Annotated in this window: 13 protein-coding genes and 1 riboswitch; of the genes, 6 read left to right on the top strand and 7 right to left on the bottom strand. The window is 34.6% G+C overall.

Translation table 11 applies throughout. From position 1 onward, the window contains the following. The first annotated feature begins 1 nt into the window (after position 1). The 3 genes from HWV59_RS10035 to mtnA all read left to right on the top strand — a co-directional run bounded on the left by HWV59_RS10035 (position 2) and on the right by mtnA (position 3,463). Positions 2-790 (top strand): carbon-nitrogen family hydrolase, encoded by a 789-nt coding sequence (locus HWV59_RS10035; RefSeq protein ID WP_102231849.1) that lies wholly within the window; start codon positions 2-4, stop codon positions 788-790. Between the two features lie 143 nt (positions 791-933). Further along, positions 934-1,079: riboswitch (SAM riboswitch) on the top strand. 98 nt (positions 1,080-1,177) lie between these two features. Further along, positions 1,178-2,380 (top strand): S-methyl-5-thioribose kinase, encoded by a 1,203-nt coding sequence (gene mtnK, locus HWV59_RS10030; protein WP_102231850.1) that lies wholly within the window; start codon positions 1,178-1,180, stop codon positions 2,378-2,380. Between the two features lie 30 nt (positions 2,381-2,410). Beyond that, on the top strand, positions 2,411-3,463 hold the full coding sequence (gene mtnA / locus HWV59_RS10025) for an S-methyl-5-thioribose-1-phosphate isomerase (RefSeq protein WP_175638772.1): 1,053 nt from the start codon (positions 2,411-2,413) through the stop codon (positions 3,461-3,463). Positions 3,464-3,716: 253 nt separating this feature from the next. On the opposite strand, the gene HWV59_RS10020 is transcribed toward mtnA, so the two are convergent. Beyond that, positions 3,717-4,217, bottom strand: coding sequence for a methylated-DNA--[protein]-cysteine S-methyltransferase (locus tag HWV59_RS10020; protein WP_102231852.1), 501 nt, complete (start codon positions 4,215-4,217; stop codon positions 3,717-3,719). Positions 4,218-4,270: 53 nt separating this feature from the next. Then, positions 4,271-6,460, bottom strand: a complete 2,190-nt coding sequence (locus HWV59_RS10015) for a PAS domain S-box protein (protein WP_407941571.1) — start codon at positions 6,458-6,460, stop codon at positions 4,271-4,273. Positions 6,461-6,818: 358 nt separating this feature from the next. On the opposite strand from HWV59_RS10015, the gene HWV59_RS10010 reads away from it, so the two are divergent. Both HWV59_RS10010 and HWV59_RS10005 read left to right on the top strand, forming a co-directional pair. Then, positions 6,819-7,823 (top strand): acyltransferase family protein, encoded by a 1,005-nt coding sequence (locus HWV59_RS10010; RefSeq protein WP_102231853.1) that lies wholly within the window; start codon positions 6,819-6,821, stop codon positions 7,821-7,823. A 167-nt stretch (positions 7,824-7,990) separates the two neighbouring features. Continuing rightward, positions 7,991-9,757 carry a B12-binding domain-containing radical SAM protein gene (locus HWV59_RS10005; RefSeq protein ID WP_175638771.1) on the top strand — a complete coding sequence of 589 codons (1,767 nt, stop codon included), beginning with the start codon at positions 7,991-7,993 and terminating at the stop codon, positions 9,755-9,757. 27 nt (positions 9,758-9,784) lie between these two features. Here the strand turns inward: HWV59_RS10005 and HWV59_RS10000 are convergent, their stop codons facing one another. Both HWV59_RS10000 and HWV59_RS09995 read right to left on the bottom strand, forming a co-directional pair. Continuing rightward, positions 9,785-9,946 (bottom strand): hypothetical protein, encoded by a 162-nt coding sequence (locus HWV59_RS10000; RefSeq protein ID WP_175638770.1) that lies wholly within the window; start codon positions 9,944-9,946, stop codon positions 9,785-9,787. Positions 9,947-9,949: 3 nt separating this feature from the next. Further along, complete coding sequence (locus HWV59_RS09995; protein WP_175638769.1) at positions 9,950-10,102, bottom strand: hypothetical protein; 153 nt, start codon at positions 10,100-10,102, stop codon at positions 9,950-9,952. Between the two features lie 148 nt (positions 10,103-10,250). Here HWV59_RS09995 and HWV59_RS09990 point away from each other — a divergent pair, with 148 nt between their 5' ends. Further along, the gene (locus HWV59_RS09990) at positions 10,251-10,592 is read left to right on the top strand and encodes a DUF3905 domain-containing protein (protein ID WP_102231938.1); all 342 of its coding nucleotides are present in this window, start codon (positions 10,251-10,253) and stop codon (positions 10,590-10,592) included. Between the two features lie 227 nt (positions 10,593-10,819). Here HWV59_RS09990 and HWV59_RS09985 read toward each other — a convergent pair whose 3' ends face one another. The 3 genes from HWV59_RS09985 to htpX all read right to left on the bottom strand — a co-directional run bounded on the left by HWV59_RS09985 (position 10,820) and on the right by htpX (position 15,501). Beyond that, the gene (locus tag HWV59_RS09985; RefSeq protein WP_175638768.1) at positions 10,820-12,838 is read right to left on the bottom strand and encodes a penicillin-binding transpeptidase domain-containing protein; all 2,019 of its coding nucleotides are present in this window, start codon (positions 12,836-12,838) and stop codon (positions 10,820-10,822) included. Between the two features lie 256 nt (positions 12,839-13,094). After that, entirely contained in the window at positions 13,095-14,441 is a 1,347-nt protein-coding gene (locus tag HWV59_RS09980) for a TrkH family potassium uptake protein (protein WP_102231856.1), read from the bottom strand. A 181-nt stretch (positions 14,442-14,622) separates the two neighbouring features. Continuing rightward, a complete protein-coding gene (gene htpX / locus HWV59_RS09975; protein WP_175638767.1) occupies positions 14,623-15,501 on the bottom strand; it encodes a protease HtpX in 879 nt (292 codons plus the stop codon). Between the last annotated feature and the right edge of the window lie 164 nt (positions 15,502-15,665).

The raw sequence follows: 15,665 nt of genomic DNA, 5'->3' as shown, positions 1-15,665 counted from the left end.
AATGAAACCTATCATTACATGTATTCAATTAGACATCAAATTCGGTGATCCGGATTTTAATTATCAACAAGTAGAAAAAAAGATTGCCCAAGCTGTACAACAAGAACAATCAACTACGATTGTCTTACCTGAACTATGGACAACGGGTTATGATCTAACTCGCTTAGAAGAAATTTCCGATGAAAATGGTGAGAAGACAACCTCCTTCCTACAGGAGCTTGCAAAAAAATATAACGTTCACATTGTGGGTGGGTCAATTGCTAAAAAAATTGACAAGCAGGTAACCAATACAATGCTTGTTGTGGACAATACCGGACAGTTAATCCATGAATATAGTAAACTTCATCTTTTTAAGCTTATGAACGAGCACCACTACTTAACTGCAGGGAGTGAAAAAGGTTTATTTGACCTTGGTGGTATGAAAAGTGCTGGAGTCATTTGTTACGATATACGTTTTCCGGAATGGATTCGCGCCCACACCACAATGGGAGCAGAGGTGCTATTCGTTGTTGCAGAATGGCCAATGCCCCGCCTTAATCATTGGAAAACACTCCTACTCAGTAGAGCCATAGAAAATCAATGTTATGTTGTAGCATGCAATCGGGCAGGAACTGACCCTGACAATGAATTTGCCGGGCATTCACTAATTATTAACCCTTGGGGAGACATCTTAGCTGAAGCAGATGGAAATCCAGGTATGATTTCAGCCGAGTTGGATATTGAAATGGTGAAAAAAGTTCGCAATCAAATTCCTATTTTCGATGATCGTCTCCCACATCATTATCTCTAATTTAAAAATATTTAGGCAATTCTTTAGATTTTCTGTTGACAAAATCTTATGAACATTGATAATATGCTAATCAAGCGTTATATTTTTCTAGTAAAGTTTTATTACTTAAAACAATTAAATGTATCTATTAATTTAGACATAATCTCTTATCAAGAGTTGGCAGAGGGACTTGGCCCTATGACGCCGCAGCAACCGACCGTATTTCTTATTTAAAGAAATGAATCTGGTCTTTTACCAGTAGGGCACGGTGCTAATTCCATCAGAAAGGAAACTTTCTGAAAGATGAGAGGTGCGAAGTGATGACTTCAAGCCTCTTTCAATCTGGAAAGAGGCTTTTCTTATTTTTAGAAAAGCCTCCAAACTAACATTAATTAGGAGGCCATTCAAATGTGTGCAAACAAAAAATCATCAGCTTACGAGCCATTAAATGAAAACGGAGCAATTGCTTTAACTAAAAAACTACAGTTATTCGATGAAAACAGCCCATTAACTTGTAGTGAAATTGGTGACGGAAATTTAAACCTCGTGTTTAAAGTGAAAAATACTGAAACTAGCGAGAGTATTATTATTAAACAGGCTTTACCTTATGCGAAAGTAGTTGGTGAAAGTTGGCCGTTAACTTTAGATCGTTCAAGAATTGAAACAACTGCTCTTTTAAAGCAGGCCGAATTTGTCCCTCAATATGTACCTAAAGTTTTCTATTCAGATGAGGCACTTGCAATCACGATCATGGAAGATCTTTCACATTTACAAATCGCAAGAGCAGCTTTAATTGAGGGAAAGGATTTACCACTTTTATCCGAACATATCGGAGAGTTTTTAGCCAAAACATTATTCTATACTTCTGATTACGGGTTAAATCAGCATTATAAAAAAACACTAGTTAAGCAATTCATTAATCCCGATCTTTGTAAAATAACAGAAGACCTTGTCTTTACTGATCCTTTCTTTAATCACGAAACAAATGATTATGAGCCGGAGCTACAGCTAGATGTAGATAAACTTTGGAAAGATCATACGTTAAAATTGGAAGTAGCTAAATTGAAACAGCTATTCCTAACAAAGGCAGAAGCACTCGTTCATGGCGATCTACATACAGGTAGCATTTTTGCCGATGAAAGTGAAACCAAGGTCATAGATCCGGAGTTCGCTTATTTTGGTCCTATTGGTTTCGATGTTGGGCAAGTATTTGCAAACCTGCTCTTTAATGTTTTAGCACGTAATCCTGAGAATCAAGAAGTCATCTACAACCATATTGAAACGACATGGAATGTATTCGTAAAAGAATTTTCTCTTGCGTGGAATAAAGATGCTCTAGAAATATTCTCGAAAGTAGAGGGTTATTTAGAATATGTCCTAGCCGAGATCTTTGAAGAAGCTGTTGGGTTTGCTGGTTGTGAAATTATTCGTCGTACAATTGGATTAGCTCATGTTGCAGACCTAGATACGATCGAACCTTATGAGAGAAGAATTGCAACAAAACAAGTTGCTTTATCTCTAGGAAGCGAGTTAATCAAAAATAGAAAATCAATTTCTATCCCTCAACATTTTAAGGAATATGTCAAGCAAACTGCCGTAACAGTCAACTAATGAATTGCAAATAAAGGAGTTTTTAACAAAATGACAACACAAAGTTTCGTTATACCTCGTTCTGTCATCTGGAAGGAAGAGTATATTTCATTATTAAATCAACAAAAAATACCTCAAATCACTGAGTATCTTAAACTAAAAACAATTGAAGATGTTTGGGAAGCTATTCAGTCATTAAAAGTGAGAGGAGCTCCAGCAATAGGTATTACCGCTGCTTATGGTTTAGCTTTAGCAGCCAACCAGGAACCTTCTCAAACTTATGAAAGCTTTCTTCAGAATCTGGAAAAACATCGTCATTATCTAGCAAGCTCAAGACCAACGGCTGTAAATTTATATTGGGCATTAGATCGAATTATGAACAGCATTAAAGACGTGACAACTATTGAAGAAGCAAAGGTGACAATTTTAAACGAAGCTAAAGCAATTGAAGCGGAAGATGAACAAGTATGCCAATCTATTGGTGAACATGCTCTATCTGTTTTCAAAGATGGCGATCGAGTTATGACGATCTGTAATGCAGGTTCCATTGCAACGGCTAAATATGGAACAGCTCTCGCTCCTTTTTATCTAGCTAAAGAAAAAAACATTCATTTGAGCGTATATGCCTGTGAAACAAGACCAGTTCTCCAAGGAGCTCGCCTTACTACATGGGAGCTAATGCAAGCAGGTGTTGATGTAACATTAATTACAGATAATATGGCAGCTCATACTATTAAATCAAAGGACATAACTGCCATTATTGTCGGTGCTGATCGAATCGCTGCAAATGGTGATACTGCAAATAAAATTGGAACCTACAATCTGGCTCTTCTCGCAAAAGCCTTTAACATTCCATTTTATGTTGCAGCTCCATTATCAACATTTGATCCTACGATTTCAGACGGAATACAAATACCTATCGAAGAACGTCATTCGGAAGAAATTACACATATTAGCGGAGTTCAAGTGGCGCCTGAAGGTGTAAAAGTATTTAATCCTGCCTTTGATGTTACTCCTAATGAATTAATCGCTGGCATTATTACTGAAAAAGGTATATTAACCGGAGATTATAAAAAAGGTATTTCAACATTATTTCACAGGTAAAAAAAGAACAAAGTTTTCACGGATCATGATTACTTTGTTCTTTTTTCTAGCCTTCTTTCTTATTTTGAAGAAGGCAATTTTTTTCTTGTTCTGTTAAAATGTGAAGTTTAGACATCAGAACCGAATAAAAATAGACTTTTCGCAAGCGCTTCTTTTGCATCCACATATTTCTTGCCCCTTTCTTTACCTTGTGCAACTTTTTTCTCTTAATGAAATAATATGTTGCAAAGCCAAAATTGTGACAAGTTATGAATTACTCTTTAAATGGAATTTTTTCATGTGTTAAAAGGGTAGCTTTTAATTCCGTTTTTGTCCCTGCATATCCAGTTAGTTTTTTGTTCTTGCCAATGACTCTGTGGCATGGAATGAATATTGGCAGTTTATTTGCCTTATTCGCTTGACCAATTGCCCGAACGGCATTTTTTTGACCGATAGCCATGGCTACATCCTGATAGCTCCACACCTTTCCAAACGGAATTTCTCTTAATTTTTTCCATATCTTTTTTTGAAAGTCTGTTCCATTGAGTTCCATTGGAAAGTGAAACTCTTTTCGATTTTCATGAAAGTACTCGTGCAGTTGTTGGATTGCTATCTGCAGTACTTCACACTTTTGTGTCTGATCTGACACAACATCTGTTCCCGATTTAAACGATTCAAATTGTTCTGTGGTTAAAAACAAATTTGTTATTTTGTCCTGTTTCGATACAATAGTTAATGTTCCTAATGGTGATTCATATAAACGGTAATAATACATAAAAAAACCTCATTTTCTTCCTTCAAGTCACTAAAAAATAACCTATTATCATGTTATTGTCTAATAGGCAACGTAATATGGAAAGTAGTTCCTTTTCCTTCTTCACTTTCTACATCTACTTGGCCCTGATGCTCTTCAATAATTTTATAACTAACCATTAAACCAAGGCCAGTCCCTCTTTCTTTCGTTGTATAAAAAGGCTGCCCTAATCGCTTAATTTTATCCTCTGAAATACCTGAACCTCTGTCTGTAATCGAAACGAAGAGATTATCTTCATTCTTTTGTTTTATTTTCACGTCAATTTGGCCACCCTTTGGCATAACCTCAATGGCATTTTTCAATACATTAATAAATACCTGCTTTAATTGATTTGGTTCACAATAAATTAATGGAAGATTGTCTTCAATTTCGAGAATCATTTGAACATTGACTAAAATAGCTTGGGCACTCAGCAATTCTGTTGTTTCTTTCATAATAATGCCAAGATCTTTTTTTGAAAATTTAATCGCTTGTGGTCTTGCTAAGATAAGAAACTCTGTAATGATCGATTCAATTCTACTTAATTCTGACGTGATTACATTAAAATACATAGAAAAATCGTCTTTCACACTTCCTTCTAAAAGCTGAATAAATCCTTTTAATGCAGTCATCGGGTTGCGTATTTCATGTGCAATTCCTGCCGCAAGTTCTCCGACAACATTTAATGTATCTGATTTTCGCAATTGCTCTTCTAATTCTCTTTTTTCGGTTACATCTCGAAAAACAGCTAAATTCATATCCTCATTAATATGATGCTTTAAGGAAATCTCTAAAATTTTCTCTTCACCATTGTCAAATGTATAGATCGTTTCCTGTGTTTTTGCCTCATATGAATCTAACTCATCCTCTTGATAGAGGTCGTCCATCTTTGAAAAAAGAATATCACAAATTCTATAAGATTTAATATCACTTGATGATAGATTTAAAATTTTTCTTGCAGCAGGATTCGCTTCAATAATTTCATATTCATTATTAAATAGGATAATACCATCCATAGCCGCGTTAAATATGTTCCTGAATTTATGTTCACTTTCCCTCAGTACTTTTTCCATTCTTTTTCGTTCACTAACATTCCGAAAGATTGTAAGATGATGTCCATCTAAGATATCCATTTTTGAAGTGAACTCCAGCTCTTTGTTTTGACCATTTGGCATGTGAAAAAGCAGTTCTTCTCTTATGGCACCTGTTTGAAAATATTCTTTTTTCACCCGATGAAAACTTGATGAATTTTGATCAACAAAGTCTAAAATATTCCTCTGAACAAGTTCTGCCTCACTTAATTCGAATGTTCGACTAGCAGCTTGATTTACCTTTTGAATTTGTCCATTTCTTTCCCAAATCATAATGGCATCAATAGCATTTTCAAAAATTTCTCTGAAGCGTTCCTCACTTTTATATAGCTTCATTTCCATAGATCGTTTTTCAGTTATATCGCGCATAATGGCCATGTAAAAACCATTAATAATATTTGAAGTTGTGGTAAACTCAAAAACTTTTTTACTACCATTCCTAAGCAGCACAGGAAGCTCACCTTTGGCACTACCATTTTCTTTGAGCATGATCCACAGACGATCCAATTTGTAAAGATCCGGTCCATCGATAAAGTCTCCTAAAACAAATGAATTTAACTGATTCTTTGTAATTTCAAAACTTGTGCAAAATGAGCCATTTGCATCTATAAATGCTCCATCTTGATCAAAGATGACAATGCCATCTACTGCACGGTGAAAGAGATCCTTAAAAAGCTGTTCATTTATTGTCCTTTCACGTTCAAGCATTTTTTTAAACGAGACATCTTTGATCATGGCTAGGTCATATCCATTTATCGCTTGTTTCCTCACAGAAATTTCCAGAAACTTCACTTGTCCATTTTCTAACTTAACAATTAATTCATTACTACTAGGGTCACCCTGATAAATTGCCTCCATTACTTGGTTTAATTGATTTTTGGGAATTAAAGATAAAAAATCGTATAGGCTTTTTCGACATAACTCCTTTTTCTGTAATTGAAACATGTGACATGCAGCAGAGTTTACATCAATAAATCTCATATTTTCATCAAAAATAGCTACCGCATCTAATGCACCCTCTAAAATATTTTCGTGCTGCAGTAACTTAAATTTGAGCATTTCATTTTCTTCTTCCAATTTAGCTACTTGTGCCTTTAAGGTAACGATTTCGTGATCCTCCATCGTTTGCTTCAATTCATTCACCCCTACCTGACTTGCAATCTCTCTTCTATAGATTCTATTCTACAAGTTCTTTCATTGTCCTTCACTTATCTACAAAATGATAGAAAATGTTTCTTTTTTACTGTCTACGATGTAATATAGTAAAGTATTTTGTAAAACTGCGAAAAAGCAAATTTGGAACACGTAAAGCTGTCATCTTTTACAAGTAGATGACAGCTTTGTTACGTCCCTTATAAAATAAGTACCTCTATCGAAAGTACTGTAATAAGCCCAATTTAACACAGGAAAAAAGCAACGTTTATTACCATTACGATTTGGGAATAAAAAAAGATGTTTTACGATTAATTACTTCAAAGGGAATGATAAATAAATGAATAATCGTTTGAGTTATTTTGATAATGCAAAATTCTTCTTAATCTTTTTAGTTGTTTTTGGTCACATTATTAGGCCGTTTATCGATGAAAGTAACGTCATGCTGACCATCTATAAGTTTGTGTATACGTTTCATATGCCCGCTTTTATTTTAATCTCCGGCTATTTTGCAAAGGGATATAACAAAAAAGGGTATGTGAGTAAAATTGCGAAAAAACTAATATTACCGTATTTAATTTTCCAGGGTATATACTCTGTATACTATTTTGCGATTGAAAAACAAGGGGCAACAGTTTTGGATCCTCTAGACCCGCATTGGTCATTATGGTTTTTAGTTAGTTTATTTTTCTGGAATGTATTCTTATTTGGCGCAACAAAGCTTTCTCCTAAATGGGCGTTGCTTGTGGCTTTTACATTAGGGATTTCTATCGGGTATTTTGACGTAGTAAGTAATTATTTAAGCTTATCAAGAACATTTGTGTTTTTCCCTTTATTTTTAATTGGCTTTTATTTAAAGAAAGAGCATTTTGCTTTTCTCACTAAGCCAAATAATAGGGTTATTTCCATGTTGGTATTAGCAGTAACATTTGTTTCTTATTTCTATCTGGACTTTGATTATGAATGGTTATTTGGTTCAAAACCTTATTCACAGTTTGGAGAACCATCAATTTTTAATGCCTTTATTCGTATGGGCTTTTATACCTTAACATTGATCACATCTCTTAGCTTTTTGGCACTAATCCCAAAAAGACGTGCATTCTTTACAGAGTGGGGAACAAGAACATTTTATGTATATCTTCTACATGGGTTTATCATACAATACATGAGAACAAATGAGGTAATTGAGTGGTTAGGGGATTATCGCAGTATTGCTTTACTTACTCTTCTATCAATTTTATTAACTTCTGTATTATCAACAAAAACAGTGAAAGAAATTGCCAGCCCGATTATTGAGTTGAAACCATCTCATTTGTATATAAAGCCCTCCTCGTTAAATAAATAATAGACTGAGACATTCTCCTAAAAGGGAAAATGTCTTATTTTCGTTTAAAAGAATGGAATTACTTCCATACTGTGGTTATATACCCAATCGAAGCATTATGATAAAATAGATAATTGATTGAAATCTTTAAGCAAATACTTTACAAAATTCAATAGAGTGGTGTCGAAATGAAAACTGTTTTATCAACGTTAAATGCAAAATATATTCATACAAGTTTATCAATCCGCTATTTAAAAGCATACGCAGAACCTGAATACAATATAGAATTAGCAGAATATACGATTAAAGACCCTGCTATGAATATCGTGACAGACCTTTATGCAAAAAAACCCGAGGTTCTCGGATTCAGCTGCTATATTTGGAATATTGAGGAAACGATTAAAGTCATAAAGATGCTAAAAAAGATTAACCCTTCTTTACTGATTGTACTAGGCGGACCAGAGGTAACATATGACACAAGAGAATGGATGGAAAAGATTCCGGAAGTAGACTTCATTATAATTGGTGAAGGTGAACAATCATTTAAGCAATTATTAGATGAATTACATGATGAACACAACTTTGCAAATGTTAGTGGTATTGCTTATCGTGAAGACTCGACAATTCACATTAAGCCGCAGCGTAATAAAATTGATTTAAAAACATTGCCTTCTCCATACCGCTTTAAAGAAGATTTAACACAGCTTCCAAAACGTGTTACGTACATCGAAACGAGTCGTGGTTGTCCTTTTAGCTGTCAATTTTGTCTTTCTTCCATTGAAGTAGGAGTACGATACTTTGATCGTGAAAAAGTGAAGGATGATATTCGGTTTTTAATGGAACATGGTGCAAAGACAATTAAATTTGTTGACCGTACATTTAATATTAGCCGTAGTTATGCGATGGAAATGTTTCAATTTCTTATAGATGAGCACAAGCCCGGTACTGTATTTCAATTTGAAATTACTGCAGACATTATGAGACCAGAGGTTATTCAATTTTTGAATGATAATGCTCCTAAAGGCTTGTTCAGATTTGAAATTGGAGTTCAATCCACGAATGATACAACCAATGAACTTGTGATGAGAAAACAAAACTTTAGCAAATTAACAAGGACTGTCACGATGGTAAAGGAAGGACAGAAAATTGATCAACACCTTGATTTGATTGCTGGATTACCTGAAGAAGATTATCATTCATTTAAAAAGACCTTTAATGATGTTTTTGAACTACGTCCCGAAGAACTTCAGCTTGGATTCTTAAAGATGCTAAGAGGTACCGGTCTTAGACTAAGAGCAGAAGATCATGGTTACGTGTATATGGATCATTCCCCTTATGAAATTCTAAAAAATAATATACTTTCATTCGAAGACATTACGAAAATTAAGCATGTTGAAGATGTTTTAGAAAAATATTGGAATGATCATCGAATGGATGAAACAGTTGAATATTTAGTTTCAAAGGTTTTTCCAACACCGTTTGACTTCTTTCAAGACTTTGGAACATTTTGGGATGAAAAAGGTTGGAGTCGAATTGGCCACCAGTTAGAAGATCTTTATAAACATTTATATGAATTTCTAGAAAGTTCACAACGCAAAGAGGTTCAAATTGTTAGTGGTTTTATGAAATATGATTATTTACGAAATCAAAAATACAAACCTCGTAAACCATGGTGGGATGAAACACTTTCAAAGCAGGGTCGAAGTGAAATTTATCACTCCATTCTAGAAAACCCTCTTCTTTTAGGAGAAGAATTTGCAAGAAAGCAACTAACAGAGAAGGACTTATTCAAACATACAGTCCTTGAAACAATACCATTTAATTTAAATCATTACCTCAAAACGGGAAAAATGGCAAAAGAAGACTCCTATATTCTTGTTCACTATGATGCCATTAATTCAAATACAACTGTTTATACAGTGTTATCACGTGAATTTGAATCTAAAGTAGGGTGATAAAGGAAAAAAGTGAGAAAAAATTTCTCACTTTTTCTTTTTATCTTTTTTATTGCCTGCAAGAGCATTATATAGTTGAGAGGCATTCACATCTCCCATTTCGTGACCAAATTCTTCTTGCAGTAGATCTTTTTTAGTTGGAATTTTATGATTTTGCATATCTTTACTTTTCATGTTTTTATGGGTCATCATTTATTTCCCTTGCTTTCCATGTTTAGAATTTCTATTTGCACCCTTCATCGGGTTTTCATCATCATTGATTTCAGCAAATTCTACATCTGGTAAACTTTCTGTAGGTGTATTATTATGTTTTACAGCTTGATTTCTAAATGCTTTTCTCTTCATTCTTCTCACCTCAATGATAAGATTCGACTTATTCAAGATGCTACTCTTTTACTATCCCCCTATTTTTTGTTTTCTATCATAGGTAGAATAAGGAAAAAAGGATGACTAATTATTGGACATTCTAAGATTAAGAAGTGAGGTGAAATGTGTGAAGAAGGAAAACGAAGATAAATTTTCTCTCGATGAAACATTGCCACATCAAATACATGCGCCATCTTGGAAAGGCACTGGAATAAAAATGAAAGAACCATTCAAAAATGACTACGGCGTGGTGATTGGAGATAGTCACTATAATTCGGAACATTCCCCATTAAATCAATGGAGTGATGATATTGATCCTGCGATTATGGCTGGAGATCAGTGGGTACATCCTACAAATGATATCGGCTGGAACACTCCTGAAAATAAAGAATTACTTGAAGAAAAACAAAAACCGAACGGAGTTCCCTTTACACATCCGGATAAAGATGTTAGCTATAGCAGTGATTAAGAACAAAAGCGCAAGCGCCTCGATCAGCCCCGACAAGCATAAGACGCAAATGAATAGAAGACGTTCTTTGTCTTCAATTCATTTGTGGCTTATGACCTCGAGGGGCTAGGCGCTGGAGCTGGATGTCAAAGCGCCTAGCCATAGTTCAAGAATTTTATAATTTTCTAAACGATAAAAAAAGATGACTCAAAATGAAAACTCCTTTCATTTTGAGTCATCTTTATGTTTTATTCATTCGAGAGATATTGCTTAAATACGTCTTTTACTTTAGGAACAACGAAATGGCTTCCTTGTCTATCTTTTACATCTTCGACCATCATTGCTATGAGAAGTTTAGGATTGTCTGTATTAACTGCTACAAACCATCCATTTTCTTTCCCTGTTTGATCATCTTTTGATTGTTTCAATTCCGCTGTCCCGGTTTTTCCCGCTAATTGTAATCCCTCAACAATTGGCTTATAGGCAGTACCATTTGAATTGTTTACAACCTCTTTTAAGCTTAACAGTAGTAGATCATTATTCTCTTGTGTGGAGAGATTTTCTTTCCAAAGAGTTGTTTTTGTTGCTTCAGTTACCTCTAGATACGGCTTTATCATACTGCCATTATTGACATAGGTGGTATATGCAGTTGCCAAATGAAACGGGCTCATTAATATTTCTCCCTGTCCGTAACCAGAATCTGCAAGTAGTTGTTCATTAGAAAGATTTCCATTTGAAATAGAAGATGTAGAAATAGGGAATGGAAAGTCAATTTCTTCTTCAAACCCAAACTTCTTTAATCCATTAACCATGTCCTCTGCCCCTATATCCAATGCTAATTGGGCAAAATAAATATTATCTGAATAGATTAGGGCATCTTTTAGATTAACATTTGAATCTGCATTTGACACTCTTGTAATACTATAATTTCCCCAACTGCTATCCTTTTTCCACGATAACCCGGTAATTTGTTTTTCAGCTTCAGGATCTAATTTACCAGCTTCTAATCCAATTGATGCAATAATTGGTTTCAAAGAAGATCCCGGAGAAAATGTTTTATTAAAACGGGCCATTAAAGGCTTTTGTGGATTTTCCGATAATGCCGCATATTGAGATGAAGACAGACCATATATAAATTCATTAGGATTATAAGATGGACTGCTCACTAAGGCTAATGTTTCTCCTGTTAAGGGATCCATTGCGACAGCTGTACCAGCTTCTCCCTTGAGTTGATCATATATCTGCTTTTGTAGCTCTCCATCAATTGTTACTTGAATATTCTCGCCATTTACAGGCGGCTTTTCTGCAATAACCTTATCTGTCCCTTCCACGTATATCGTATAGCCTGTTTCTCCTTTTAGTCTCGATTCATATATTTGTTCTAAACCAGCTTTTCCAACTAGAGATTGACTTGAATATCCTTCATCTTTTAAATCCTCAAGTTGCTCAGCTGTAATGCTTCCTATATATCCCGTTAAATGAGCTGCTGCTTCTCCATACGGGTAAAATCTTGCTGGTACATCTTTCTTTAAAACAGATGGAATTGCAATTAAACTCTCAAGTAACTCCTGTTGTTGAGGATCAATCTTTTTAATTGGGACGAAGTCTATAGGTCGAACCCAGCTTTGAGAGAGTTTATCTTCTATTTCTTCAACATCCATTGAGAGTAATTTAGCAATATTTTGGATCGTTTCATCTCGATTTTCCGGAAGATTGCCAGGAACAACACCAATTTCATAGGCTAATCCATTTACAGCAAGACCATTATTTTTTTCATCAAAAATTTGTCCTCGTTCAGGCGGTGTACTTTTTACTCGAACTTCTTCATTACCTTCTAATTGCGGAAAAATCATAGACGGTGACCAGGAAATAAACCAATCTTCCCCATCTTCTGTTTCCTCTTGAACGATTTGTACATCTTGTTCAAAAGAGATCTGACCTGCCAAGGTCTCCATTGATAGCGAGAAAGGATAGTTAACTTCTGTTGCCTGATCATCAACATCTTCTTCTTTTGGTTTATTAAACTCAACCTTTAATTCTTTAGCAGACACACCATCATATATACCCTCATAGCGACTTACGAAGTCTTCTTTTGTAATGGATTCTTTAGAACTTGAGGATAATTTATCGTACATCTCCGAAAACTTTTGATCATTCCATAACTTTATGTATTCAGAAAAACGCTCTGCAGCAGTAGGTGCCTCTGAACACCCACTTAAAATCAGCATTACTACAAAAAAAGCAAATGCCAGTATACCTTTTTTCATCTGTGTCCCTCCTCCTTACATATTGTACCAAAGATTAAGAGGGCATCAATTATTTAAAATTGAATTTTTTAAAAAGGCTTTTAGCAGGTTACTATGCAATAAAAAGTTGTCCAAGGGAAAATAAGGTCAAAATCCTTGTAAGACAAGAGGAAAAGTCCGTTCATATGGGGTTTGAAGAACAATTTAAGTGTGCATCAAAAGTAAAAAGTCCCTCATATGGTATGAAGGACTTTTTCAGTGTTAGACAAAGGCATTGTTAACCAATAATAACTCTTTCCTTTGGATAATGAAAATTATCTTTTTTCTCTTTCGTTCCTAATAGATACAGGAATGTTAATATCCCAATACGACCAATAAACATTAAGACCATGATGATTATTTTTCCTATTGTACTAAGTTCCGGGGTAATTCCAATTGATAATCCCGTTGTTCCGAAGGCAGAGCATACTTCAAATAAAATAGAAACAAATGGGAAAGGTTCTGTTATCGATAAAATGACAACTGAAGTAAAGCATATTAAGAATGCCATCATTGTAACGACAACTGACTTATTAAGGTCTTCCGGATGTAACTCCCGTTTGAATATTTTAATTGCTTTGTGTCCTCTTGCAAAATGGAAAAGGAATAATAAATTTAACGCAAAAGTCGTTGTACGAATTCCTCCTCCAACCGAACTAGGAGATGCTCCGATAAACATTAATGCACATAATATTAAAATAGTTGTTTCAGTAAATAAACTTACATTCATTGTTGCTAACCCGCCACTTCTAGTAGCAGTTGATTGAAATAGTGAATAAAAGAATATTTCATGCCACTCTTTATCCTTAAAGAAGTATGAGTATTCTAATATGGCAATAGCAATTGTCCCAAACAAAATCAATGCAAAAAATGTTATTGTTGTTAGTTTGGTGAATAATGTAAATCGATGTCTTTTATTCTTATTAAATAAAAAATCCTTAACCTCAATTAGAACTGGAAAACCAATTGCCCCTAACACAATTAAAATCATGACAATAAACTGTATAAAATAATCGTGAGCAAACGGAATCATTGATTGCCCTGTTATATCAAAACCTCCATTAGTCGTTGCACTTATTGATGTGAAAAACCCTTGTAAATAAGCTTCTTGCCAAGTTGGGTAATATTTCAGAAAATATGTCCCTAATATTATCCCCCCTAGAAATTCAATTAAAAGGATAAGTACAATAATTTGTCGAATAAGATTCACAATTCCTGATAAGTTAACCTGATTTTGATCAGCCATGATAAGTTGACGTTCTTTAAGGCCAATCTTTTTACCCATAATAAGCCACACAAATGTTCCAAGTGTCATGATTCCAATTCCACCAAATTGCAAAACAAAGGCCAATATAAATATACCCGGCACACTAAATGTATCTGAAGTAGACACAACCGTTAGACCAGTTACACTGACAGCACTAACTGCAGTAAAAAGTCTGTCAATAAAAGAAAAATCAACTCCAGGCTTATGAGCAATTGGTAAGCTAAGCAACAAAACTGAAACTGTCACTGCTAAAAAGTAATACGAAACAATCAATTGTACAGGAGTAAGTGACTGTATTCTTTGCTTTAGTTTGTTCATTTCTTATTCATTCCTATCTTACTTATGAAAATGCAATTTAAAAAAGGCCATGATGGACTCATGTACCCTATCATAACGATTATTTAATGAAAAGAAAAGACTAAATCGCTCGTGAATTGTATAATAACATATGTTTTGTATGTATCAAAGTATTAAAAAGGATGACAATATGCCATCCTTTTTATTTCGCTTCTAATCTGTTTATTCGATCATCTAAATCAGGATGTGTAGAAAATAAAGACAAACCTTTTTTACTGTTAATCTTTAATGTAGATAAAGAGGCTTGATCGTCCCTTACACGTTGTGAATAAAGCTTTAGTGAACGGAGAGCATGAATCATTTTATCCTTTCCGGCTAAATCTGCTCCACCTCTATCAGCATGGAATTCACGATATCTTGAGAATGCAAAAACCACTAAACTGCCAAGAATTGAAAAAACCAATTGGAAGATGATGACAGCTACAAAGTGAACAATTGGTGCTAAATCCTCTCTAACAAATCTTGAAACTAGCCATGCAGCAATTCGAGCTAAAAATACAACAAATGTATTAACAATTCCTTGTAATAGGGTCATCGTTACCATATCACCGTTTGCAATATGAGCTACCTCATGTGCTAAAACACCTTCAATCGCATCATTGTCCATTTCATGTAAAAGTCCTGTCGATACAGCTACCAATGAGCGACGCTTTGACGGACCTGTTGCGAATGCATTAACCTCTGGAGATTGATAAATTCCAACTTGAGGCATTTTTGTAAGGCCAGCTGCTCTTGAAAGTCGATGAACTCTCTCCACTAACTCTCTTTCTGCCGGGGAGAGCGAGCTATCAGGATTTAACACCTTAACACCCATCATCATTTTGGCCATCCAGCGTGACATCGCCAATGACACAAATGAACCTGTAAAACCAACAACAGCGCTAAAGATAAGGAGATTAACTAAATCCAGGCCGCCACCAACTGTTTGATAGGGCGAAATATTCAATAGAGATAGAACAATACCGATCGTAGTGATAACTAAAATATTCGATAAAAGAAAAAGAAAAATTCTTTTCACCATATAGCCCTCCATATTTCAAGTTCAGATGAACTTATATTATAATAAAAATTATAGAAATATTTTTAATAAAAAGCAAGCCAAATTACTTATTATAAATAGATTCATCATATATTGTTAAATAATCAATTACCTAAAGTTCAATACAAGCTTTAGATTCTAAAAAT

The sequence above is a fragment of the Metabacillus schmidteae genome, from assembly GCF_903166545.1.
Lineage (GTDB): Bacteria > Bacillota > Bacilli > Bacillales > Bacillaceae > Metabacillus > Metabacillus schmidteae.
Note: the sequence above shows the minus strand (reverse complement) of the source record. Positions and strands in the feature narration are given on the sequence as shown.